This is a genomic window from Streptomyces cyaneofuscatus (assembly GCF_000718135.1).
GTDB classification, from domain to species: Bacteria; Actinomycetota; Actinomycetes; order Streptomycetales; family Streptomycetaceae; genus Streptomyces; species Streptomyces cyaneofuscatus.
On the sequence record NZ_JOEM01000007.1, the window covers coordinates 1 to 21,825 of the forward strand.

General features: G+C 69.6%; 24 protein-coding genes and 4 pseudogenes. 16 read left to right on the forward strand and 12 right to left on the reverse strand.

The window, feature by feature from the left end; translation table 11 throughout:
- A pseudogene (locus IF17_RS1000000138490) lies at positions 1-99 on the forward strand (IS5/IS1182 family transposase); the annotation flags it as partial.
- A 519-nt stretch (positions 100-618) separates the two neighbouring features.
- Here the strand turns inward: IF17_RS1000000138490 and IF17_RS0112510 are convergent.
- Positions 619-1,044 (reverse strand): annotated as a pseudogene (locus IF17_RS0112510) (DUF2267 domain-containing protein); the annotation flags it as partial.
- 60 nt (positions 1,045-1,104) lie between these two features.
- On the opposite strand from IF17_RS0112510, the pseudogene IF17_RS1000000140225 reads away from it, so the two are divergent.
- The 5 genes and pseudogenes from IF17_RS1000000140225 to IF17_RS0112530 all read left to right on the forward strand — a co-directional run.
- Positions 1,105-1,182 (forward strand): annotated as a pseudogene (locus IF17_RS1000000140225) (Hsp20/alpha crystallin family protein); the annotation flags it as partial.
- 946 nt (positions 1,183-2,128) lie between these two features.
- The gene (locus IF17_RS0112520; RefSeq protein ID WP_030565168.1) at positions 2,129-3,313 is read left to right on the forward strand and encodes an alanine--tRNA ligase-related protein; all 1,185 of its coding nucleotides are present in this window, start codon (positions 2,129-2,131) and stop codon (positions 3,311-3,313) included.
- A 267-nt stretch (positions 3,314-3,580) separates the two neighbouring features.
- Positions 3,581-3,901 (forward strand): annotated as a pseudogene (locus IF17_RS1000000137685) (helix-turn-helix domain-containing protein); the annotation flags it as partial.
- A 616-nt stretch (positions 3,902-4,517) separates the two neighbouring features.
- Positions 4,518-4,781 (forward strand): hypothetical protein, encoded by a 264-nt coding sequence (locus IF17_RS01000000136345; RefSeq protein WP_244890463.1) that lies wholly within the window; start codon positions 4,518-4,520, stop codon positions 4,779-4,781.
- The gene (locus IF17_RS0112530) at positions 4,778-5,143 is read left to right on the forward strand and encodes a hypothetical protein (protein WP_030565171.1); all 366 of its coding nucleotides are present in this window, start codon (positions 4,778-4,780) and stop codon (positions 5,141-5,143) included. The genes IF17_RS01000000136345 and IF17_RS0112530 overlap by 4 nt, the downstream gene beginning before the upstream one ends.
- A gap of 27 nt (positions 5,144-5,170) precedes the next feature.
- On the opposite strand, the gene IF17_RS0112535 is transcribed toward IF17_RS0112530, so the two are convergent.
- Entirely contained in the window at positions 5,171-6,070 is a 900-nt protein-coding gene (locus IF17_RS0112535; RefSeq protein ID WP_030565173.1) for a PP2C family protein-serine/threonine phosphatase, read from the reverse strand.
- Positions 6,071-6,547: 477 nt separating this feature from the next.
- Between IF17_RS0112535 and IF17_RS1000000137690 the strand changes: the two genes are divergently transcribed.
- On the forward strand, positions 6,548-6,769 hold the full coding sequence (locus IF17_RS1000000137690) for a CDGSH iron-sulfur domain-containing protein (RefSeq protein ID WP_244890485.1): 222 nt from the start codon (positions 6,548-6,550) through the stop codon (positions 6,767-6,769).
- A gap of 90 nt (positions 6,770-6,859) precedes the next feature.
- On the forward strand, positions 6,860-7,795 hold the full coding sequence (locus IF17_RS0112540; RefSeq protein ID WP_051883972.1) for an iron-containing redox enzyme family protein: 936 nt from the start codon (positions 6,860-6,862) through the stop codon (positions 7,793-7,795).
- A gap of 63 nt (positions 7,796-7,858) precedes the next feature.
- Here IF17_RS0112540 and IF17_RS0112545 read toward each other — a convergent pair whose 3' ends face one another.
- The 5 genes from IF17_RS0112545 to IF17_RS0112565 form a co-directional block, all read right to left on the reverse strand.
- A complete protein-coding gene (locus IF17_RS0112545) occupies positions 7,859-8,680 on the reverse strand; it encodes a cytochrome c oxidase assembly protein (RefSeq protein WP_244890464.1) in 822 nt (273 codons plus the stop codon).
- A gap of 5 nt (positions 8,681-8,685) precedes the next feature.
- Positions 8,686-9,117, reverse strand: a complete 432-nt coding sequence (locus IF17_RS0112550) for a DUF2243 domain-containing protein (RefSeq protein ID WP_106980172.1) — start codon at positions 9,115-9,117, stop codon at positions 8,686-8,688.
- Between the two features lie 290 nt (positions 9,118-9,407).
- Positions 9,408-9,941 (reverse strand): DUF1360 domain-containing protein, encoded by a 534-nt coding sequence (locus tag IF17_RS0112555; protein ID WP_032771895.1) that lies wholly within the window; start codon positions 9,939-9,941, stop codon positions 9,408-9,410.
- 340 nt (positions 9,942-10,281) lie between these two features.
- Positions 10,282-10,509, reverse strand: a complete 228-nt coding sequence (locus IF17_RS0112560; RefSeq protein WP_030565182.1) for a DUF5133 domain-containing protein — start codon at positions 10,507-10,509, stop codon at positions 10,282-10,284.
- Between the two features lie 109 nt (positions 10,510-10,618).
- Positions 10,619-11,035 carry a CBS domain-containing protein gene (locus tag IF17_RS0112565; protein WP_030565184.1) on the reverse strand — a complete coding sequence of 139 codons (417 nt, stop codon included), beginning with the start codon at positions 11,033-11,035 and terminating at the stop codon, positions 10,619-10,621.
- Between the two features lie 464 nt (positions 11,036-11,499).
- Between IF17_RS0112565 and IF17_RS1000000139460 the strand changes: the two genes are divergently transcribed.
- From IF17_RS1000000139460 to IF17_RS1000000138945, 3 genes are all read left to right on the forward strand, one after another.
- Entirely contained in the window at positions 11,500-12,834 is a 1,335-nt protein-coding gene (locus IF17_RS1000000139460; protein WP_209437758.1) for a glycosyltransferase, read from the forward strand.
- Positions 12,831-13,142, forward strand: coding sequence for a hypothetical protein (locus IF17_RS0112580; RefSeq protein ID WP_209437759.1), 312 nt, complete (start codon positions 12,831-12,833; stop codon positions 13,140-13,142). Before IF17_RS1000000139460 ends, IF17_RS0112580 begins: the two co-directional genes overlap by 4 nt.
- 148 nt (positions 13,143-13,290) lie before the next feature.
- Positions 13,291-13,440 (forward strand): hypothetical protein, encoded by a 150-nt coding sequence (locus tag IF17_RS1000000138945; RefSeq protein ID WP_157851145.1) that lies wholly within the window; start codon positions 13,291-13,293, stop codon positions 13,438-13,440.
- Between the two features lie 229 nt (positions 13,441-13,669).
- On the opposite strand, the gene IF17_RS0112590 is transcribed toward IF17_RS1000000138945, so the two are convergent.
- Both IF17_RS0112590 and IF17_RS0112595 read right to left on the reverse strand, forming a co-directional pair.
- Positions 13,670-14,251, reverse strand: coding sequence for a hypothetical protein (locus IF17_RS0112590; RefSeq protein ID WP_030565187.1), 582 nt, complete (start codon positions 14,249-14,251; stop codon positions 13,670-13,672).
- A complete protein-coding gene (locus IF17_RS0112595) occupies positions 14,251-15,873 on the reverse strand; it encodes a helix-turn-helix domain-containing protein (RefSeq protein WP_030565189.1) in 1,623 nt (540 codons plus the stop codon). The genes IF17_RS0112590 and IF17_RS0112595 overlap by 1 nt, the downstream gene beginning before the upstream one ends.
- Positions 15,874-15,959: 86 nt before the next feature.
- Between IF17_RS0112595 and IF17_RS0112600 the strand changes: the two genes are divergently transcribed.
- The 4 genes from IF17_RS0112600 (at position 15,960) to IF17_RS0112615 (ending at position 20,114) form a co-directional block, all read left to right on the forward strand.
- Positions 15,960-16,517, forward strand: coding sequence for a hypothetical protein (locus tag IF17_RS0112600; protein ID WP_244890465.1), 558 nt, complete (start codon positions 15,960-15,962; stop codon positions 16,515-16,517).
- A gap of 5 nt (positions 16,518-16,522) precedes the next feature.
- On the forward strand, positions 16,523-19,237 hold the full coding sequence (locus IF17_RS0112605) for a DEAD/DEAH box helicase (protein ID WP_030565193.1): 2,715 nt from the start codon (positions 16,523-16,525) through the stop codon (positions 19,235-19,237).
- Positions 19,238-19,359: 122 nt separating this feature from the next.
- The gene (locus IF17_RS0112610) at positions 19,360-19,668 is read left to right on the forward strand and encodes a hypothetical protein (RefSeq protein ID WP_030565195.1); all 309 of its coding nucleotides are present in this window, start codon (positions 19,360-19,362) and stop codon (positions 19,666-19,668) included.
- Positions 19,665-20,114, forward strand: a complete 450-nt coding sequence (locus tag IF17_RS0112615; protein ID WP_237667270.1) for a hypothetical protein — start codon at positions 19,665-19,667, stop codon at positions 20,112-20,114. Before IF17_RS0112610 ends, IF17_RS0112615 begins: the two co-directional genes overlap by 4 nt.
- A gap of 151 nt (positions 20,115-20,265) precedes the next feature.
- Here IF17_RS0112615 and IF17_RS0112620 read toward each other — a convergent pair whose 3' ends face one another.
- From IF17_RS0112620 to IF17_RS1000000137110, 3 genes are read right to left on the reverse strand one after another with little or no spacing between them, the layout of a single operon-like run.
- Entirely contained in the window at positions 20,266-20,517 is a 252-nt protein-coding gene (locus tag IF17_RS0112620; RefSeq protein WP_030565199.1) for a LexA family protein, read from the reverse strand.
- Positions 20,514-20,771, reverse strand: a complete 258-nt coding sequence (locus tag IF17_RS0112625; protein WP_244890466.1) for a hypothetical protein — start codon at positions 20,769-20,771, stop codon at positions 20,514-20,516. The genes IF17_RS0112620 and IF17_RS0112625 overlap by 4 nt, the downstream gene beginning before the upstream one ends.
- 25 nt (positions 20,772-20,796) lie before the next feature.
- Positions 20,797-21,075, reverse strand: a complete 279-nt coding sequence (locus IF17_RS1000000137110; protein WP_157851146.1) for a hypothetical protein — start codon at positions 21,073-21,075, stop codon at positions 20,797-20,799.
- 59 nt (positions 21,076-21,134) lie between these two features.
- Between IF17_RS1000000137110 and IF17_RS0112635 the strand changes: the two genes are divergently transcribed.
- The gene (locus IF17_RS0112635; RefSeq protein ID WP_244890467.1) at positions 21,135-21,656 is read left to right on the forward strand and encodes a hypothetical protein; all 522 of its coding nucleotides are present in this window, start codon (positions 21,135-21,137) and stop codon (positions 21,654-21,656) included.
- The last annotated feature ends 169 nt before the right edge of the window (positions 21,657-21,825 follow it).

Below are 21,825 nucleotides of genomic sequence, written 5' to 3' on the forward strand. Positions count from 1 at the left end.
GCTCCGCGTGCTTGTCACGTGATCCTGGACGGCACGCTGTTGCCGATCGACCGGATCGCCGCCGCCACCCTCTACTACTCGGGAAAACACAAGCGGCACCCACCAAGGCGCCGGTCGGCACACTCGAGTCCCCTTTCGCCGCCACCGACTCAAACGCTGAAACAACGGCACAACAGCAGTCACGCAAAGATCCTCTACGTCGGCGAGCAGGCCCTCGCCGTGCTGCCCGGTTGCCGATCTGGTCGGCCCGCTCGGGAATCGTGTGCGGGATGCCCCGGCGGCAAGCCACGCGCGGATCGCCTTGGAGCTGCAGCCCTTGTCGCCCAGGACGTGATCGGGCCGGGTACGGGGCCGTCCCGGTCCGGGGCACCCTGATCGCGTCCATCACGGTCGTGAACCGGGTGCAGTCGTTGGTGTTGCCGCCTGTGACGACGGAAGCGAGAGGCCCGGTCCCCGCCGTCCCAGGCCGGGTGAATCTTTCTGGTCAGGCCACCGATGTTTCCGGTGCCGAGCTGTGCTCCTCGCCAAGTAGCCGCCTGCGGCCGGGCGCCCAACGGGCCCGGCCGGCGTCCTCCCCTTTGTCTCGCCTGGGAGCCGATTACGCGGCGGGCCCTGCTGTTCGGCGCGGCCGAACAGCAGGGCCCAGCCGGTCGGGAACTGACTCAGGATGCGGGTGATCAGGTCGGGGCCGGCGTGGGCAGTGACGGCGGCGAAGACGGAGCCGGTGTTCCAGCGCGTGGTGGCCGGGGAGGCTCCGGAGCGGGCGGCGAGGTCCTTGACGAAGGCCCAGCCGGTCAAGGGCTGGGGGTCGGGGATCTGTGCGGTCAGCACGCGTGCGGCCTCCACGGGCAGGCAGGCGGCCAAGTCGACACGTTCGTCGCCGGTCAGCTGCCGCCCCAGCCCCGAAAGGACCAGGCGTACGACCTCTTCGGCCTTTTCGCGGGTGGGGTAGGCGCCCTCATAGCGGACCCTCTCCAGCATCTGCTCATACGCCGTTCCATTCGGCCGCTGCTGCTCAAGCGGTGCGCGCACGTCGGTGATCACTGTCGGTGCATGCCTTTCATCAAAGCCGGGATTGGATGGTGCCCAAGGGTGTGGCGCCACATCCCAATCGCCGAGCGCGCCAAGCCCCGCAAGATCTCCATTGGCGTCGGCTCCGGCAGCAAGGAGATCGCCGGCTGACATCGGCAGCCCTCGCCCACGACAATCCCGCCGACATCATCGCCCCGCTCGTCGCCACCCGCCCCCACCTGGCCGCAGCCCACCCCGACCTCGCCGCCCAGCTCGACGCCCTCACACGCCCCTGACCCTGGCCGGTGCGCCAGAGCAGCAGCCCTCGATCTCCGCGCCGACGGCACCAGCACGACGAAGGGCCTGACCCCCCGGGGCAGGCCGGGACCTTCGTGCGCCTCGGGCAAGCTGACACGGCCCCGACACCGGCCGGGTATCTAGGCCGCGGACCGCACAGGCCGTGAAGGCTCATATTCGGTGCACGCGTCACCAGCCCAACGCCTTCCCCGTGGTGTGGGACCCGCTCGCCCGCCCACATACGGCTCAGGACGTAGACGAGGACCGCGGTCACGGGAAAGCTGATGGACCACCCCAGAGAATCCCACCCAGGCCCGGCATCCTCTTGATCCATGCCGCCGTAGAACCGCCCCGAGCCACACGCTCCTGGCGGCGTCGCCGGCCGGGAGGCTCGCGCTGAAGCGAATCCTTCAGCAGCGACACCGCCCCGCGGGAAGCGGTAGAAGCTGTCCAGGTCCCCTGCGGGCCCCACGGACCGAGCCAGCCGAACCGGGAAGGCCACGGATGGCGGCGTTACTGGCATCAGGCGGGCGGCGCACCAAGGCGGGGGCTGACACGCTTGGGCGGGGGCCTGACCGTAAATTCGCGTGCCGCAGTGCGCTCGGCGCGTTATCGTCACCTGCATGAACGTCACCGGCCTCATCACCAGCGCGACCGCGCGAGCGACCAGCTCGCCGGTTGCCGCCGCCTGACCTTCCCCCCTTCCCCCGGCGACCGGAAACGGTCCGTCGGTGATGTGCCGTGGCCCTTCGGTCAGGCCGGGTGACCGAACGGTCCCGTTCTCCGGCGCCTCCCCGCTGCGACGCGAAGGAGCCACCCCATGCGTACGGAACAACTGGTCCGCACATTCGTCGAGTTCTACGAGGAACGCGGCCACCGCAGGATCGCCGGATCTACGCTTCTGCCTCCCCCCGGCGACCCCGTCCTCTTCACCACCTCCGGCATGCACCCGCTCACGCCGTACCTCGAGGGCCGCCCCCATCCGCTGGGCCGGCGGCTCGTCAACGTGCAGCGCTGTCTGCGCACCACGGACCTCGACAAGGTCGGGGACACCACCCATCTGACCGTCTTCGAGATGCTCGGCACCTGGTCACTGGGCGACTACGAGGGCCCGGCCAGCCTGGAATGGGGGTACGAGCTGCTCACCGAGGGTCTGGGCGTCGACCCCGGGCTGCTGCACGCCACCGTCTTCGGTGGTGACGAGCGCACCGGGCCGGACAACGCCTCACTTGAGCTGTGGCAGGGCCTTGGTGTTCCCGTCGAACCCACCGCTGAGGACAACTGGTGGCCGAACGGCAGCGAGGGCATGGTCGGGCCATGCGGGCCCGACTCGGAGATCTTCCTGTGGAGCGGCGACGGCCCACCGCAGTCGACGCCCACGCGCGACGACCGCTGGGTCGAGGTGTGGAACCACGTGACGATGACCCACCGCCGGCTCGGCGACGGTTCCCTCGTCCCTCTCCCCCAGCGCAACGTCGACACCGGACTCGGCCTGGAGCGGCTGGCCTCGCTGCTCCAAGGCAAACCGTCCGTCTTCGCCTGCGACCTCTTCGACCCCTGGCGCCACCTCGTTCCCGCCTTGTGGGAGCTGGACGAGCCCTCGCTGCGCCTGATCTGCGACCACCTGCGCTCGGCCGTCGTGATCCTCGGCGACGGCGTACGCCCGGCCAACACCGGGAGGGGCTACGTGCTGCGCCGCCTGGTACGCCGGGTCCTCACCGCGCTCCGGCGGGATGACCCCTCGCGCAGCATCGGTGACCTGCCGGAGGAGCTGGTCCGACACACGCTGGACCACTTCCGCCAAGAGACGCGGGAGATGCGCCCGGAATACGTGTTCCGCATGCTGCGCGAGGAGGAGAACCGCTTCGGCCAGCTCCTGGAGCGCGGACGGCAGGTGCTCGCCCAAGCCCGGTTCCAAGGGCCCCTGTCCGAGGAGGACTTCCACTACCTCCACGACACCCACGGGCTGCCGCGCGAACTGATCACGAGCCTACGGGAGGGATGAGGGAAGGGTTCCCGGAGTACGCACGGGCGTACGCGTGCGTGTGGCACTCCGGAGGAGACCCTCAGCGGTAGTCGTCCGGGGGGCCTCCACCGCCCGCGGGATAATCCCCGTGCATGTTCCCAGCGGTCCACTTGCCCGCCCTGCTCCCCGCACCCGCAGAAAGCCTCACGATCGAGGGGGTACGCCGATGACCTCGCCGCCCGGCGGTTCCCGCCTCGGACGGGCCATGGGGAGCGGACGGGCGCCGGTCCCCGGGGGCGCGGTTGGTTGGAGAAGGCGGTACGGGAGCGGGGCGGAAACGGTCCCGCTGGCGGGCCGACCGTGGTGCCTGCCGCTGGCGGACCGGGTCCTGCTGGTGGCCGTCCACTACCGCACCAACCTCACGACGCGGCAGCTCCCCCCGCTCTTCGCGATCTCCCCGACCACCGTCTGCCGAGTCATCCATCGCCTGCGGCCGCTCCTGGCGATCGTGCCGGCGCCGCGGCCCGTAGCGGACGTCGAACGGCTGTGGATCGTGGACGGAACCCTCGTTTCGGTCCATACCGTACGCCGGCCGCATCCTCCAGCAACTACCGGTTCTCGGCCAACGGGAGCACCAGAGGACGACGACGGGCTCACGGCCGAAGATCGGCTCACCTCCGCCCGCGCGGAGAGCACCTGCCCCGGGTGATCTGCATGCGGGTCTCGGTCGGCTCACCTCCGCTCACGCGGAGAGCTCCTTCTCCCCCCGCTTCTGACCGCCCCGCCGACGCTCACCTCTGCTCGAGCGCAGGTGAGCCGCACCGCGAGTTCGTCGGCAGCCTGGATAACCCGTGCTCTCCGAGCGAGCGCAGATGTGGGTAAGTCGGCCGAAGACATCGGTCCCGATCTGATCCCGGCGGACCGTGCCCTCGCTGTCCGGAAGGATCCGGTGCACGTAGCAGCGGCGGACGAGCATGTGCCGGTCCACGGGGACCGTGGTGCCGAGCACCGATTCCACCGCGTTACCCCACACCGGGGCCACCGCCTGGTCCAGATGCAACCGCAGAACGTGTGCTGCCGCCGGACGTCGACGGCAGAGCCCTGCGGCCCGTCCCCGGGGCGGGCCGCAGGTAAAGGTGGCCTGCTCTCTGCCAGGTCGTCTGAGAGGTGCTCGTGCGTGGCGGCAGGAGCTTCGAAGCCGACTGCTAGCTGTTGGTATCAGGAACTAGCTATGATGGTGGGTATGGCAAAGCAGACGAATATCCGATTGGACGACGCCGTCAAGGCGGCGGCCGAGGACCGGGCCAAGCGCCGCGGTCTGACCTTGCAGGGGTACGTGGCTGACTTGATCGAGGCCGATGTTAATCAGGCACGATCCGCGTTCATGGCCGGCGCTGCGACATTCCTGGCCCAGTACGCGGACGAGTTCGAGGCGGAAGCCGGTGAAGACCGGTACCCCGGCCTTCCGGAAGGGCTGGCCGAGAGCGCGCCGCGGGACGCCGCGTGAATCTTCGCATCGATCTCGCCTGGATCTTGGCGGTGGCGCAGCAGATCCCGGGGGATCCACAGGTCGTCGACTACGGAGTGCCGGTAGCAGCCGAAGCACGTCACCGGGCGGAAGTCCTGGACCACGAGGTATACCCCGAGCCCCATCACAAAGCCGCGGCCCTGTTGTGCGAGCTGGCGCGAAACCCGAGCCTGGAGAAGCGCAACCTGCTGTTCGCAGCCACCGTGACCGCGGCCTACCTGTCAGCGTGCGGGAAGCCGGTGAGCCCTGGCCTGGACACCGTCCTCCCCCTGGCCCGCGCCGCCCGGGACGGTCTCCCAGTCCGGGAGGTCGCTGCTCAGATCAAGACCTGGACGAGCTGACCTCCTCGTCGGGCAACGGGGCTGCGGCTAGCGGGGCGTGGACGGGTGAGCCGGTGATCGGGGGGAGGGGGAAGCGTCTGCGCGGGATGGCCTGTCGGACTTGCTGAGGCTGATGGCGAGGGTGGCCATGTCGTCGTCACGTCGCCCGCCGGCCCACCGGTAGACGGCGTCAGCAAGCCTATCGAGCACCTCGGCGGGGGTGACAGCTCTTCTGTCAGGAAGGGTGAGACGGGTGGGATCGTAGAAGGATCCGCTGGCATCGCGGGCTTCGGTGACTCCGTCGGTGACGAACAACAGGATGTCATCGGCCACAAGAGGAAACGTGTCGGTGGTCGCGGGTTGGGAGATGAGGTCTCCCATGCCCAGGGGAAGACCGGGCTCGGCGGGGAGCAGTTCGATGACGCGGCCGGAACGGATGAGGTACGGGGCAGGGTGGCCTCGGTTGAGCAGTCGCAAGGTGCGGCCCGCGTGGTCGATCTCGGCGATCAGGGCGGTCGTGAACTCTTCGTCATGGCTGGTGTGGGAGTGCTGGGCCTGATCGCGTCCGAGGGACTGCTCCAGCCGTTCAGCAAGTTCCTCCAGGCTGGATGTATGGTGAGCGGCTTCGCGGAAGGCGCCGATCAGTGTGGTGGTGATGGAGACGGCGCCGATCCCCTTCCCTCTGATGTCGCCGATGAGAATGCGGATTCCGAATGGGGTGTCCTGGATGGCGTACGCGTCCCCACCGATGCGGGCCTCGGCGTCCGCCGCCTCGTAGCGGGCAGCTACCCGCAGCGGACCGACCTGGGTAGCCAGCACACACGCCGCCGCGATCAGAGGGACCCACGTATAGCCGATCGGCGTCAGCGCATCGCCGATCGCCGCGACAACGATCAGCCCCAGCGGCAACCAGCGCGCAGAAGACCACCGGGCAGTCAGACGATCCATCCCTAGGCTCCCGCAACTATGGACGACGGCTGACCCCGCTGATCCCAGTTTCCAACCTCATGCTTCGACCGGCAAACCAGATCCGCACGGGCGCGGAAGGGCAGCTCGGGATCAATGAGCACCACGACCGGCTGCCGCAGACCTGCCGCCGGGTGCCGGGACTGACGAGGGTATGGCCGGTAGACCGAGCGTTTGCCGCTACGCGCCAGGCACGACCGGACCGGCCGTCGCGGCGCCTTGAGCAGGCTCCGCTGGTTCCCGGGGAAGTTCCTTCCCGGCACGTGCTGTCCAAGGACTCTCGACGGCCGCCACCAACAGCCGGACTCGCCGTGCGCCCTATGAACATCCCGCTAAGGGCCGTTCTTTTGAGGCCCCAGCGGTTATTTGGACTACATGACCAGAGACCAAGCTCGCTGCTCCCCGAGGAATCGGTGGTGACCCGTGCCCGGAAGGGATGAGACACCGCGCCGCGTGTCGGTGAACCGGGAAGGACCGATCCTCGTCGAAGGGCCGGTAGAGGTCGAGAGTGCCGACGGCACGACAGCGCGGTCCGACCGCTTCCTCGTCGCAATCTGCACTTGCCGCCGCAGCCGCACCTACCCCTGGTGTGACACCAGCCACCGCCACCGCAAACCCGCCGGAGATCGCCGGGGCGATGGACAAGCACAGAAAGACGAGGAGGAGAAGTCCCGACCGTGACTACTCAGACCACCACCACCTACAGAAGCCCCGCCGTCTCCCCCGGTCTCCCTCGCGCGCGGTCCTCTCAGCGAGAACGTCCTCACCGTACTGGCAGGCAGTGGGACCTGCTTGCCCGAAACCGACGCAGTACGCCGCTGCGACCCGTACGGAGACGACATCCAGCTCCTCCTATACGTTTTGTACGAGCTCCACTACCGAGGATTCTCAGGTGTGGACGAGAACCTGGAGTGGAACCCCGCCCTGCTGGGCGTGCGCGCGGCGGCCGAAGACGTCTTCCTCGACGCACTGCGCCGCGATGGCGGCACCGGCTCGAAGGACGTGACCGGGGTGGTGGACGCCCTCCAGGTGGAACCCGTGGGCTTTGACGGCCACAGCGTCAGCCACCACCTCCAGCGGGACGGAGAGCTGTGGCAACTACGGGAGTATGCCGCCCTTCGCTCCCTCTACCACCTCAAAGAAGCCGACCCGCACCTGTGGGTCGTGCCCAGGCTCACCGGCCGGGCGAAAGCGGGGATGGTCGCCGTGGAGTTCGACGAATTCGGCGCGGGGCGGGCCGAGAACATCCACGCCAGGCTCTTCGCCGACCTGATGACCGACCTCGGCCTCAACGCGCAGTACGGCCATTACCCTGACGCCGCGCCCGCCCAGGCCCTGGCCACCGTCAACATGATGTCTCTCTTCGGCCTGCACCGTCGCCTTCGCGGTGCCCTCGTCGGGCACTTCGCCGCCGTCGAGATCACTTCCTCCCCCGGATCGAGGGGGCTGGCCACGGCCCTGCGCCGCGTCGGCGCTGGACCGGCCGCCCAACGGTTCTACGACGAGCACGTAGAGGCCGACGCCGTTCACGAACAGGTCGTACGTCACGAGGTGATCGGAGGCCTCCTGGAGGACGAGCCCGCACTGGCGGCCGACATCGTCATGGGCATCGAGGCGACCGGACACCTAGAAGCCCTCCTTGGCGACCACCTGCTGACGGCATGGCGAGACGGGCGCTCCGCCCTACGCACACCCCTGACGCCCTGAAGCGCCGCAGTCTCGTGTGCCCGGGCCGCGGTAGTGCGCGAGACGTGTCCGTCGCAGTGAGCCTCAGGGGCTGGTTCTCGTGCTTGCCGTTCGAGGAGAGTACGCGCGGTGGCGCTGTTGGCGGGTGCGGGCTGCTGCTTGGTACCAGGAGGCGGCGAGTACAACGGCGAGTGCGGCTTCCACCACGTCACCGCCGTAGTACATGATCTGTGCGCCGGTCTGCAGGTCGGCGGTGGTGAAGGCGGTGCCGGGCGGTGGAGTGGCGTAGAGGGTCTTGGCGAGTACGGCGTGCGCGGCGCCAGCAGCGAGGAGCGTCGCCCCGCGTAGGGGCAGGTTGCGGCGATGGCGTACCGGGTCCAGCTGGCAGACGGAGAAGGTAAAGAGCAGCCCGGCGGCCAGGACGTGCCCGTGCATGACGGCGTGCCCCAAGGGATGGTGCTGTACGGCTGCGAAGAGTTCCGTGCGGTAGAGCAGCCACAACCCTCCGAGATCGAGCAGTGCTGCCACTGGCGGAAAGACCATCCAGGCCGCGGGGCGCGAGTGCATCAATGTCAGGAGGCTGCGGCGTGCTGTGCCGGGTGGCAGTACGCGCAGGGTGAGCGTGAAAGGTCGGGCAAGAGCGAGCAGCAGCGGGGCCGCCATGCCCAGGATCAGGTGCTCCATCATGTGGGCGGTGAACGGGTCTCCCGGCAGGGGGCTCACCGCGATCCACGCCACACCGGCGCTTCCGGCGGTGAAGGAAATGGTGCGCCATCGAGGCCAGGCATCACCTCGCCGCAGCAGTCGGCCTGCGGCCCACCAATAAGCGATGGCTGCCGCCGTCCCGGCCAGAGCCAGTCCGTGGGCGAACAGGCCAGGGTCGGCGGAGACCGGATGGGCATGCACGGCTATCACACTGCTGATCCGGTTCGGCCTGATCGCCTGGCGCGCAGACCCAGCAGCAGACCGGTCAAGACCAGGACCAGGCCGCCGATGTTCCACGCCCAGTCGTAAGGGGCGATGTCCACGCCGTAGCGGATCTGATGCAGCCGAAGGAGTTTGTGATCTACGATCCCGTCGAACACCTGGAAGATCCCGAGACCGAGGAAGAAGCCGGCCCAGGCGTAGGCAGGAGCGAGGGTGCCGGAGCGCCGGAGGTCTGCGTAGAGGAAGAACCCGGCGATCAGTGCCAGCAGTTCGGCGGTGTGCAGCAGCCCGTCGGACATGAGTCCCACACCGCTGGTGGAGCGGTCGTAGAAGTGATGCCATCCCAGAATCTGATGGAAGACGATCTCGTCGACAGCCGCCATCACCGCCACTCCGATGACCCCGCACACCACCATCGACCGTCGAGGCTCAGAGTTCCCTTGCCGTCCAAGGTGCCGATTTTCCGGTGCATCCATGAAGGCAGCCTCCCGATAGAAACGGCGTGCGCCGCCCGGTACGCCTACCCGATCACGTGGCCTTGAGCCGCTGGACCCGGCATCCGGGTGAACGACCGGTGACCGTTTCCCGTAACGTGATCCTTTCGGGTCAGCAGCGATGCGCCGCAGCCCCGTCTCCAGGGCCTTGAGGTTGGCTCCGGTGGGGCTGCGGAGCTGCTGGCGCATCAGCGAAGTTCGTCGCCGAGGACCTACTCGGCGTTCTTCTGCGTCAGGCTGTCGTAGGCGAGCTGCATGGTGTCGGCCAGAGCCAGGGCGGCCAGTCCCCCTGTCACGGTGCGGGTGGCCTTGGGCCATAGCAGGTGGGCGCCGGTGAAGGTGGTCGTCAGCCAGACGCTGAGGCAGAACGGGCAGGTGACCAGCTCGCCCACGGTCGACCTGATGGGGCCTCCACGGGGGCTTTCCTGCACTTCGGCCGGGCCGGTCGCTTCCTCGTACCGGGTGAACGGAGCCCGGAGCGGGCTTGTGACGGACCCCTTGCTGAGCAGTCGACCAAGGCGGAACACGGCGGCCGCCGTGACTACGACATCGGTCGGCCGGTGGGCGCCGGGAAGTTCAGTTTTCCGCATGCCGATCACCGTGCCCCAGGCGGCGGTGTACGCGCCGAAGGCGACGAGGGCCCCGAGGTGACCGGCAAGTCGACGCTCTTCCTGCGGCGAGTAATTCCTGCCCATCCGCCGGAAAACGTTAACCAATCTGCTCAAATGTGTCTCGTGCTTGTGCATGTCATGCTCCACGGCGAGAACCTCCATTGGGCACGAATGAGGGCGGCCTGTCGCTTGAGAGGGGGAATGCATGCCGCCTGAGTTTGCCAGCCGCATCTCCTCGACATTATTCGAGGAGATGCGGCTGACGAAAGCGATAAGTCGCGGCGCGACCAACGCTTCCACCGTTCGATCGGAAACGGCGCCCACGTCAACGGCAGCGCACCACAGGTTGCACCTGTCTCGCGGGGCCGGGGCAGCCGCCCGTAGGGCCTGCACCGCGGTGTCATCCGACGGCCCGTGTTCCGCAGAAGAGTGCCCGGGCACCTACCAAGGCGGGCAGGTAGCGCCCATTTGGAAGTCAGCCGGTGAGTGCGTAGTCACTGGGGAGGTCGGCACGCTCCATTTGGCGGCGGGCGGTGGTCAGAGCGGCGTCGATGTCCCGGGTGCCGGTGGACACGCACAGGGTGTAGGTGATGTCTTCCAACCGCTGGCGTGCTTCGGGCGAGCCGTCCTCGGCGTGCAGGATCTGCAGCGTCTCGTACTGCTCGATGAGGTTCTTCAGCACCAGGGGGTGGGCCATCAACATCAGCATTCTCCTTACTCCGACCGGGGATATACGTCCCGTGCCGAGCGTCTGCCCCGGCACGCGCGAAGATAACCGCACGTCCCGGGGCATCGGCGAGGGGACTGCCGGCTCAGTCGGTGGACAGGGCTTCCAACAGGTCGCCGACCTTCGGGTCGGACAGTGCGCGGGCCACGTCGGCCTGGGCGACCACACCGACCAGGTCGTGTCCGTCGATCACCGGCAGTCGTCGGACCTTGTGCTGGGTCATCGTGCGCAGGATCTCCTCCGCGTCGTCGTCCGCGCCGATCGTGACCGCTTCGCCCTGCGCCAGGTCTCCGGCCGGACAGGTGGCGGGGTCCTTGCCCTCGCCCAACACCTTCACCACGATGTCGCGGTCGGTGAGCATGCCCTTGAGCTTGTTGTCCTCACCGCAGATCGGCAACGCTCCGACCCCGAGGTCCTTCATCTTGCGCGCCGCGTCCAGCACCGTCTCCCGGGCTTGGACGCACTCGACGCCGCCAGTCATGATGTCGCGTGCCTTCGTCATCACACAGTCCTTCCGCTCGTGAGGTTCCGGTACTTCGTCATACCGGCATCGGCACGACACGTGTTCCCGATAGGCGCCCTCCGTAACAGGATTCTGCTAAAGCAACTCGCTTTCGGTGCTGCCGACGAACATACCTGCCGCTACCTACAGAGAAAGCTCTCCGGTGGAAAGCGGCTGAAGAGAGAACTCGGCGAATGAGTGGCTTAGACGCTTTCTGGATGATGACCTACATACTCGCGCGTTGTACGTGTGCGTGCAATAATCCGGGGCACAAACGCTGCCGGAGATAGACATCCATGCGGGAGCTAGCAGACTCATGAGGGACCAGACCGCTTCCGGCGCCGCCGCGAACGAGGCTTCCCTTCGGCATGTGCCGCCCCGCGGCCCAATGTCGGGCTTAGCACTTCGCAGCAATGGTGGCCGCCGTTCGCTCTGTACCGCGAGCTCATCGGATGAGTAGTTGTGTGCGGGTTGCTCTGATTGCGTCTGCTCGTTTTCCTGTCAGCGAGCCGTTCGCCGGTGGTCTGGAAGCCCACACCTGGGCGCTGGCGAAGACGCTGGCCGACCGCGGGCACCAGGTGGAGCCGTTCGCCGCACCCGGCTCCGACCCAGCTTTGGGAGTGCGCGAGCTTCCCGTGCACCGGCCGGTGCTCAGCGACGCCGCCCGCGCGGATGTCAGCATGCCCGACACCCTGTGGATGGCCGAGCACCACGCCTACCTCCGGCTCATGCTGGACCTGGCCCGGGACGGCCAGGAGCGTTTCGACGTGGTCCACAACAACAGCCTTCACTACCTGCCGGTGGCGATGGCGCCGACGCTGCCGCTACCGGTGGTTACCACCCTGCACACCCCGCCGACCCCCTGGATGGAGTCGGCCGTCCAGGCCCAAGGGCAGGACGCCTGCCCGGTGACGTTCACCGCTGTCAGTGCCCATACAGCGGCTGCCTGGCACGCCACCGCACCGGCGGCCCGAGTGATCCGCAACGGCGTCGACACCCACCTGTGGGTCGTGCGGCGTCGCGGTCCAGCTGTACGACTTGGGCGACGAAGTACTGCCGGTCACCAATCGGACCTGCGAGGCGCAGAGGCATTCCGGCCTGGCGGGCCGCTGCCGGCCCGGGCGGGCCCTACCTCGTCTGGTCGGGCCGCCTGGTCCCGGAGAAAGGCGCCCACCTGGCCATCGCCGGAGGCGGTGACGCGGACCGAGTACGCCCGGCGTAAGCCGCTGGCCTACGCTGCCGCCGTCACGGAGGGGCTGCGCCGGGCGCTGGACGGGGATGCGGCGTACTCGGGGCTGATGACGAAGAATCCGCTGCACGTGGACTGGAGCACCGAGTGGCTCCACGGTGGTCTCCACACGCTCGGCGGGCTGGAGGAGGCGCTGAGCGGTCATATGCCGTCGGCGCGCTGGCGGGAGACCAAGCGCTTCCGTACCAACATCACGGGTCTGGGGCGTAACTGCTCGATCTTCGAGACGGCCCGGACCTGGGCGTACCGCGAGGTACGCCATCACTTCGGCAACCCTGGCACCCTGCACACCGCCATCCATGCGGAAGTGCACACCCGGAACGCCGAGTTCACGGAGCCGTTGCCGGCCGTGGAGGCGCGGGCTATCGCCAACAGCATCCACCGGTGGATCACGACACGGTCCAGGATGTGGAAGGACGGCGCGGCCGTCTACGAAGCCACTTTCGTGTCCATCCAGTCCGCCCGCGGGAAGAAGAGCGGTAAAGCGCGTGCTGCGCGCCGGGACGAGCGTGCAGCAGCCATGCTGGAGTACATGAGGGGGACGTCGTGACGCAGAAGCCCATGCGCGAGCGCCGTACCGCGACGGCCCGTGAGCTCGCCGACCGGTTCGGGGTGTCTCAGCGGACGGTGCTGCGGATGGTCGCTGAGGAGCGGTCGGTGTACGAGGGCCGGTCCAGGCAGCGTCGGGACCGGATAGTCGAGCTGCACCGTCAAGGACTGAAGGGGTACGAGATCGCACGTGAGCTGTCTGTCTCCGCCGGTCTGGTGTCCATCCGACTCAGAGAAGCCCGCTCGGCCGGTGTCGACCTCACCCGCTATGCCGACACAGGTGAAGGAGAGATCTCACGTCGTCGGTGAGCATCCGCGCGGTGTACTCCTCGGCGGGGACGTCAGCCGCGAGCGCCTGGAGCTGCTCGTAGACGTCGTTGGTGACGGGGACGCGCAGCTCCCTTACCGGAGACTGGTGCGGCAGACATCTGAGGACCCAGTGGAGCGAGGGAGCGGTATGGAGAACGTCAGGATCACGTGGGTGCAGGGCGGGGAGCAGCGGGAGTCTGCCGTCACCTACAGCCCCTCGGCCGCTGAGGACTACAAGGGGTACAAGGAGGCCGAGGAGGGCGTTTCCGACGTACGGATCGTCCCTGCGCAGCCCTGAGGCGTGGGTGCGTCCTCCGTGGAGATGCTGGTGGACACCTCGCTGTTGAGGCCCGTGAGGGGCGCCTTTTGCGCAAGGGGCTGCTTCCCAGGGCAGAGGATGCCGCCCCGGCCGGGGCGGCATGAGGGGTACTCCATAGGAGCTGGGGTGCGGGTGGTTGAGTTGGAGGGTGGCGTTTCTCCCGGCAATTCGAGTGCCGGGAGAACGCCACTGCCCCTGGGGTGGTGATTCAGGCGGCCCAGCCGATGGAGGAGACGTTGCTGTAGGCGTCGTAGTCGGAGCCGAGGTCTTCGATGATCTCGTCCCAGACGGCGTCGAGTTCTTCGAGGTCGTCGTCCATCCAGGCGTCCACGGCGCGGTCCCAGAGGTCGAGGTCGCGCACGTTGACGCTGCGGGTGGACAGGTCGCGCTGGTGTTTGCGGTCGACGGCGGACTGGTTGACCGGGTTGATCTCGACCCGGGTTCCCCTGCCGTCGTTGTGGAGGCGGCGCTTGATGTCGGCGGCGACGTTGCGGCGCCGCAGGTCCCAGTACGCGGCGTCCAGCCGCCCGAGGTTGGCCCGGTTCGGGGAACGTTCCTCTGCGAGCCACGCCATCAGGGTGCGGGGGGAGACGTGGATCCCGGCGCGGTCCATCGCCTCGTATCCGGCGTCGGTGGCGGTGAGGTAGCGCAGCCGGGCGGCGAGACCGCGTTCGCTGTCGACGGGTGAGGCGATGCCGGTGACCATGCTCTCGATGGCGGTGCCGAGGGCTTCGGCTCCGGGGGCACCTTTGGCGCCGTACTGGCCGAAGTCCATCCAGCGGCCGGCCATCAGAGGGCGACTCCGACCGTGTACTCACCGGAGGCCTTGCCGTCGCCGTGCTTGACCTTCATCTGGGACACGCCCCGGCCCTCGGGGAACACCTGTCGCCAGTCGCCGGTGACGTGCAGCTCGTCGGTGCCCATCATCGCGATGACCTTCAGCCCGGCCTGGTGGGCCTTGTAGGCCTTGCCCCACAGGTTCGCGTACGCCTGGGAGTGGATGTTGTGCATCCAGTCCGGGCGGACCATCTCCCGGTTGTGGATCGACTCCCCCATGGTGCTGATGAACTTGGAGTACATGGCCTTGATGTACTCCAGCGTCAGGGTGTCCCCGGCGGCGATGGCTTCCTCGCGGGCGGCTCCCAGGAGCTTGCGCAGGGCGTCCAGGAAGTTCTCCGTGGCGCCGGAGGTCCAGGACTCGTGGACCTCGGGGGCTTCGGTCAGCCCGTACTTGGGGCCGGACAGGCGGAGCAGGAGGCGCAGGGTGGCGTCGGTGACCCACAGGGCGCCGGGCTCGTCGCGGTCGCCCAGCGGGTTGGGCAGGTGGTCGTGGATCCAGAGGGCGGGGGTGATCAGGTGGACGCCTGACCGCTTCGGGCCGACACCGTCGCCGCCGTTGGTGTGCTCCAGCTTCCCGATCGGCAGCCACACCTTGAGCGCGGACAGGTAGGCGGCGTTCACATCCAGGGCGGTCACCTGGACGCTGCCGGGGGCCTTGAGGGAGTAGCCGGGGTGGTGGAACCGCGGGCGGGCCTCCCAGATCTGGTCCGGGTCCTTCTTCGACGGCTTCTTCAGGATGTCCGGCAGCGCCGGGTAGGCGGTGTAGTCGTAGCGGGCGGTGGCCCGGGTCTCGTCGAACAGGTGCATGACGTCGGGGATCGCCCGCTTGATCAGCGCCTGGAGTGCCGCGTCCTCGTCGCCCCCGGCACGCTCGGCCTCCTCCTGGACCGCGCGGCTGATGAGCGCGGCCAGCTCGGCCTGCGCACGGTCGGCGGACTTGGCGCGGCGCTGCGGGCGGTTCGGCACCGGTGATGGGACCGGCGAGACCCGGACCGGAGCGGCCGGAGCCGAAGCCGGGGCAGGGGCGACTGGAGCCGGAATCGGCGCGGTGGCGGCAGGGTCCGGGGCCGGCGGGGTGGAGGTGGCGGGCTGGCACAGGGCCCCGGAGTGGAGCGGGCGGCCGTCGGTGGACTGGTAGGTCGTCTCGACACCGCACTGGACGCACGGGCCCGGGTCACCCTCGATTGCGCGTCCGTCCGGACCGCGCAGCGTCTCCAGCCCGGTGAACGTCGCAGGCACCGGGGCGGTGGCTTCTGCGGGTGCTGGAGCGGGCCCGGAGGGCTGCTGGGTGAACAACGCCGCGACTGGATCTCCGTGGGCGGCGGGGGGCGGATAGATCTCCGCGAGGCCCTTGAGGATGCGCAGGTAGGGGAGGCGGGCGGGCGGGGTCGGGTCGGTGGCGCCGCTCTCCCAGTTCGCGATCGTCTGCCGTCCGACACCGACCGTGGCCGCAATGTGCGCGCGGGAGAAGCCGGCTGCTTCCCGAAGCCGGAGCCTCTCCTCGGGGGGCGGCATCGCGGCGGCGAGACGGGCTTCCTCCAGCAGCGCTTCCACACTGTTCTCTTCACTCATACGGCCACTGTACAACAACTGGGCAATTGATACTGCTATGTTGGACATACATTAGGCATCTCGTTACAGGCTATGAGAAGGGTGAAATGATCTGGAGCTCGGAGGATGTGGCGCGTGACCAGGTGCGCCGCCAGGCGGCGGGCATGACCGAGCAGCAGATCGCGCGGTCCGTGGACGAAGCGGTGGTGCGGGTGCGGGAGACCCAGGAAGCTTTGCGCTCCCCCTCACAGGTACGCCGTGCGGAGTTCGCGCCGGATCCGCAGGAGCTGGCCGAGCGGTGGGTGGCCAGGCTCGCGGAGTGGCAGCGAGTCGCAGCCCACCTCGCCGCGACCGGCGCCGACACCTACGACACCGACCACGACGGAGAGGGCAGCACCTGGGCGCGGGAGCGGGACGATCGGCGCGCGCAGGCGTTGGGGGCCTATGCGGCCCACGCGGAGCGGCGGCGGGAGGAGCGAGACGAGCTGCATTCCGAGGTGTGGCTCAGCGCGGCAGCCGGGCGGCGGATCCGCGCCGTGGCGGAGCGCGCCGGGCTGACCCCGCATGAGGTCCTCGCCCAGCTGACCGAGCGGGCTTCTTCGGGTGAGGACGGGACACTGTCCGTCGCACCGTTCGTGCCGGGCCACGCGCCCGGAGGGGAGTAACAACAATGGAGACGACCACGACGCCGCAGGAGATCACCCTCCGGCCGCATCAGGCCGAGGCCGTCGAACGCATCGTGGCGGGGCTCTCCCTCCCGTGGGGCGGAGCGATGCCCGTGAGCGGTCTGCGCGGCCAGGTCCACATGTCCACCGGATCCGGCAAGACCATCACCGCCGCCGCGGCCGCGATGAAACTCGTCCCGCACGGCGTGATCGCTGTCCTGGTGCCGACGCTGGACCTGCTGACCCAGACCGTGGAGGCGTGGCGCCGGGTAGGGCACAGCGGCCCGGCGGTCGCGGTGTGCAGCCTGGGCGCCGACCCGCTGCTGGAAGCACTCGGCGTGCGCTGCACGACCAACCCGACACAGCTCGCGCTCTGGGCTGCCGAGGGGCCGATGCTGGTGTTCGCGACCTACGCCTCCCTCGCCCCGCAAGGCCTGGCCGACGACCAAGGCGACGAGGGCGACGAGGGCGACGACATGGCGTTGGGTGCGCTGGAGCGGGCACTGCACGGTTCCTACGGCCAGCGCATGCACCCCTTCGACCTCCTGGTGGTCGATGAGGCCCACCGAACTTCGGGGAACGCCTCGAAGGCGTGGGCGTGCGTGCACGACCAGGCCCGCATCCCGGCCGAGCGGCGCCTGTACATGACCGCCACCCCGCGCCTATGGGAAGCGGGCCCGCGTACGGCGGCCGACGACCTAGCGCAGGACGAGAGCCAGGAGCTCCCTGCCGAAGGCGGGGACGCGCTCGGGGGGAGGCTCGTGGCCTCCATGGACGACCACCAGCTGTACGGCGAGGTGCTGTTCGAGTTCGGGCTGATGGAAAGTGTCGAGCGCGGCGTACTCGCCCGCTTCGAGATCGACGTGCTGGAGATCCGCGACCCCGCCCCCCTCAGCGAGAAGGCCACCGACGAGGAGCGGCGCGGCCGCCAGCTCGCCGCCCTCCAGGCAGCCCTCCTCAAGCACGCCGACGAGACCGGCGTGCGCTCCTACATGACGTTTCACTCACGGACGCTGGACGCGATGAGCTTCGCCCGCGCGATGCCGGAGACCGCCGCCCGCCTCCATGCTGCCGACCCCGCCGCCTACCCGGCCCGCATCGGGGCGGAGTGGCTCTCCGGTGAACACCCCGCCACCCACCGCCGCGACGTCCTCCACCGCTACGCCGACGGCCTGGACGCCGAAGGGTGGGTCACCGAGCTGAGCTTCCTGGCCTCCTGCCGGGTCCTCGGGGAAGGGGTCGACATCAGGGGCAAGCGCGGTGTCGGCGCCGTCGTCTTCGCCGACACCCGCAGCAGCCCGGTGGAGATCGTGCAGATCATCGGGCGGGCCCTGCGCCAGGAGCCCGGCGACGGCAAGATCAGCCGCATCCTGGTGCCGGTCTTCCTGGAGCCCGGCGAAGACCCGGGCGACATGATGGCGTCCTCCAGCTATCGGGGCCTGGTCGCGATCCTCCAAGGCCTGCGGGCACACGATGACCGGGTCATCGAGCGCATGGCCCTGCCCACCACCACCGCGCGCGGCCAGATCACCTCCGTGCTCGCCCTCGACCCGCAGGCCACGGCCGCCCAGCACGACGACCAGGACGGCGAGCAGCACGGCGTAGGCGACGGCCAGGAGCAGGACGAGGAGCAGGAGCCCGCGGCGGCCGGCACCGACGATGAAGGCGGCCACGAACAGGGGGGCGTTGAAGAAGGTGAGGAGGACCAGGGCGACGAGGACGACGCGGCCCCGGGCATCGCGCCCGTCACGACGCCGCTGCTGCGGTTCTCTCTCCCCCGCGACCCCGAGTCCGTCGCCCTGTTCCTGCGTACCCGCGTCCTGCGCCCGGACTCCGAAATCTGGCTCACGGGGTACAACGCCCTGCGCGGCTGGGTCACCGAGCACGGGCACGCGCAAGTCCCCCGCGACACCACGGTCGAACTGGGCCTGGGCGACGAGGGCGACACCTACGGACTGGGCACCTGGGTCAGCGAGCAGCGCCGCGCGTTCAAGGCCGGGACCCTGAAGGCGTGGCGGGTGGACCTGCTGAACGAGGTGGGCATGGTCTGGTCGGTCGGCGACGCCGGATTCTGGAAGAACCTCGGTGCGGCCCGCGCCTACTACGCCGTCCACTCCACCCTGGCCTGCCCGAAGAACACGGTCTGGGACGGGGTGGCGGTGGGACAGTGGCTCTCCAACCTCCGCCGCCCCGGCGGCCTGGGCAGCGACCCCGTACGCGCCGACGAACGCCGCCGGGCACTGGAGGCGATCGACCCGGAATGGAACCCCACCCAGTGGCCGGTCGACTGGCAGCGCCACTACGCCGCCACCCGCCACCTCCTCGGTGAGGAACAAGGCCGACCGGCCGAGCTGCTGCCCGGCGTCACCGTGAACGGGGTCGACGTCGGCACCTGGACCACCCGCCAGACCGACCCCACCGTCTGGGACGCCCTGCTCCCCGAGCAGCGCACGCGCCTGGAGGCACTCGGGCTCAAGCGCCGGACCGAGACCGCCCCGGCCCGGAAGGGCGGGGCCTTCGAGCGGGGAATCGCCGCGCTCACCCAGTACGCGGCCAGGGAGGGACGGGTCGTCGTACCACGAACCCATGTGGAACACCTTCCGGAAGGACCGGTCGCGCTCGGCACCTGGGTCAGCAACACCCGCAGCAGGCGCGCCAAGCTCAGCACCGAGCAGCGCGAGCAGCTCGCCGCGCTCGGCATCGACTGGGCCACCACCTGACACCCGGTCCATGACCCCATCGTCCCGCGTCCCCGGGACCGCCGCCCGGGGACGCGGACCGGACCACCGCCGATCCCCCCGGCACCGGGCCAGGACGCCGCATCCGCGACTCGGAGACGACGGTGCACCTGACAGACATCCTCGTGATCGTGTCCGCCCTCACCGCGGGCTGCCTCGCAGGCCGCCTACAGCCCTGGCGGCGGCTCGGCGGCTGGGCCGTCGACCAGATCCGCCACACCGGACCATGGGTGAGGAACGGGCGTGGCCGCCAGGCCGCCGTCGCCCTGGCCCAGGTCCTCACCGCGCCGCGCACCAGCTGGCGCATCGTGCGCACCCCCATCACCGGCGGGCGGGAGCCCGCCCCCGTACGCGATCCGGAGTGGATCGCCAACCGCACCCGTTCCACCACCGATCAGGAAGGCACCACGTGAGCCCGGCAGGGAACCCTGCTCCGGACGCCCACGGGCAGGAACCGGCCGCCTCTCCTGCCCACGAGCCCGGAGCTGACGAGCAGGAACGCATCCGTACGGCAGTCGCCGGGCACGCCCGCAGGCGGGCCTGGCGCGAGGCGGAGACCGCGATCAGCGCCGTACTGGCCGACCCGGAGGTACAGCGGCTGCGGGCGCTGATCGAACAGGAGGAGACCCGAGCCGGCCGCGAACTCCGCGCCGAGTTCCAGGCGTTCCAGGACCGGTACGAGAGCGCCGTACGCACCGGCGACACCGCCGTACTCGCCCAGGTCTGCGCGGGCAAGCACGGGCGGTGGGGCAGGATCTGCGTACAGAGCACCGGCCACGAGACCCGCACCCCGCACTGGGGCATCACCCCGCACGGTGAGCCGGTCGCCTGGATCGGCAGCGCCCCCGACGACGACTGACACCGCCACACCGAGGGGGTGCCTGGTGCCGGGGGCAGGGCCGCCACCGGCACCAGGGGTCCGAGCCGTACTCCAGGAGACCCGAACCTGTCCCGCACACCCATACGGCGCGGTCTGGACCCGACCCTATCCAGCGCGGCCGGCTATCCGGTCAGCGGCTCAGGCCGCGCCGGGGCGCCGCCGGGCTCCCCAGGTGGCAGGTCTTCCAGCCTCTGCCGGTACGGGTGATCAGTCCCCAGCCTTCGAGCCGGCCGAGCTGGTAGGCGACGGAGCTGGTGGAGGAGAGGCCGACCCGCTCACCGATCTGCCGGATCGTCGGGGCCTGCCCGTGCTCGACGATCCAGGACCGGATGACGCGCATGATCGCTTCCTGCCGCTCCGACAGGGCGCCGTCGAACCTCACGCCGCGCCCCGGGTCCGGCTCTCAGCGGCCCGCTGCCGCAGCTCCATCCGCGCCGCAGGCGTACGGCCCTCCGGAGTGGTCCAGTACGGATGCCAGTGGATCCGTACGGACAGCAGGAGCAGGCGGCGGCGCAGCTCGGTGGTACGGCGGGGGCGGGGTTCGGCGAGAGCGCGGTAGGTGTCGTGCCACTGCTGCTGGGCGTGGATCAAGTCGTGGGGGAAGAGGTGGCGGGCCATGGCTTCAGTAGAACCCATGTTCGATTTTTGAGGCCAGTCCAGCTCAGCCGAGATCGGCACTGGCCAGGGCGACGGCGTGCGCGAAGTGCGGTACGGCCGCCAGACACAGCTCGGCCGCCGCACTCGGGTCCGCAATGGCGGCGGTCCGGGCCTTGCCCAGCGCCAGCAGCCCACACACCGCCGTCCCGTCCACGGCCGCGTCCAGGGCCTCATCGACGCCCAGCTCGCCGCCGGCCATCAGCTCCAGCACCAGGGCGGCACACTCCGCCGGGTCCGCCAGCCACCTGGCGGCGACCTCGCCCCCGGCGCTCACCAGACCCATCGCGGCCCCCTGCCCGGCACTCGGCAGCGGCACCGGCCCCCAGGCCGGGCCGGTGGACCGTGTCCTGGGCCTCGGCCAGCGCGCACCGGGCCGCGTACGTCCGCCGGGACTCCGCACCCTCCCGCGCCACCTCGCCCGGCCACCCGGCCGCGTCCTCGGACCGGGCCATCTCCAGCAGCAGCGGCGCGGACACCGACACCCGCACGCACGTGCGCGAAGCCATGGCACGGCTCTTCGCCGGCAAGCCGTCCCGCACCGACGGATGGCTGACCAAGGACAACCTCGCCAAGGAGGCGGGCGTCAGCCCGGCGACGATGTTCCGGGCCAAGGCCGTGCTCGGCGACTGGGACGTCCACACCGCCGTCCACGGCACCGTGCCCCCCGGCGAGGCCCGCCGGGACACCGCCATTCACGACTTGAATCGCCAACTGTTACAGGCAAAAAGAGAGATCACCGACCTGCACCAGCAGCTGGCCGCCGCTGCCACCGTCATCGCCGCACTGCACCATGACAACCAGCTGCTGAGGGCCGAGCACACGACGGCCGGCACAGTCACCACGTTGCCGCCCCGCCCCCGATGACCCCGGCCCCCCGTTTACCAGCCCCACCCCTTTACGCTCCTGACCAGCGTCGGTTGTCGGCGGCCGGTGGATCCCCGCGTACGGCCAGCTCGATTCCCCACCCGACTGTCACACTCGGTAGTTTCCGCCCTGCCAGTCTTCGTCGTCGCCATCGGCGCCATGCTTCGAG

Bases quoted from the DNA above. Each gene is read 5' to 3' on its own strand.
- IF17_RS0112520 (WP_030565168.1), top strand. From the start codon at position 2,129: ATGCGTACGGAACAACTGGTCCGCACATTCGTCGAGTTCTACGAGGAA.
- IF17_RS01000000136345 (WP_244890463.1), top strand. From the start codon at position 4,518: ATGGCAAAGCAGACGAATATCCGATTGGACGACGCCGTCAAGGCGGCG.
- IF17_RS0112535 (WP_030565173.1), bottom strand. From the start codon at position 6,070: ATGGATCGTCTGACTGCCCGGTGGTCTTCTGCGCGCTGGTTGCCGCTG.
- IF17_RS0112550 (WP_106980172.1), bottom strand. From the start codon at position 9,117: ATGGTGGTGTGCGGGGTCATCGGAGTGGCGGTGATGGCGGCTGTCGAC.
- IF17_RS0112555 (WP_032771895.1), bottom strand. From the start codon at position 9,941: ATGCACAAGCACGAGACACATTTGAGCAGATTGGTTAACGTTTTCCGG.
- IF17_RS0112560 (WP_030565182.1), bottom strand. From the start codon at position 10,509: ATGTTGATGGCCCACCCCCTGGTGCTGAAGAACCTCATCGAGCAGTAC.
- IF17_RS0112565 (WP_030565184.1), bottom strand. From the start codon at position 11,035: ATGACGAAGGCACGCGACATCATGACTGGCGGCGTCGAGTGCGTCCAA.
- IF17_RS1000000138945 (WP_157851145.1), top strand. From the start codon at position 13,291: ATGGAGAACGTCAGGATCACGTGGGTGCAGGGCGGGGAGCAGCGGGAG.
- IF17_RS0112590 (WP_030565187.1), bottom strand. From the start codon at position 14,251: ATGGCCGGCCGCTGGATGGACTTCGGCCAGTACGGCGCCAAAGGTGCC.
- IF17_RS0112595 (WP_030565189.1), bottom strand. From the start codon at position 15,873: ATGAGTGAAGAGAACAGTGTGGAAGCGCTGCTGGAGGAAGCCCGTCTC.
- IF17_RS0112600 (WP_244890465.1), top strand. From the start codon at position 15,960: ATGATCTGGAGCTCGGAGGATGTGGCGCGTGACCAGGTGCGCCGCCAG.
- IF17_RS0112605 (WP_030565193.1), top strand. From the start codon at position 16,523: ATGGAGACGACCACGACGCCGCAGGAGATCACCCTCCGGCCGCATCAG.
- IF17_RS0112625 (WP_244890466.1), bottom strand. From the start codon at position 20,771: ATGGGTTCTACTGAAGCCATGGCCCGCCACCTCTTCCCCCACGACTTG.
- IF17_RS1000000137110 (WP_157851146.1), bottom strand. From the start codon at position 21,075: ATGGGTCTGGTGAGCGCCGGGGGCGAGGTCGCCGCCAGGTGGCTGGCG.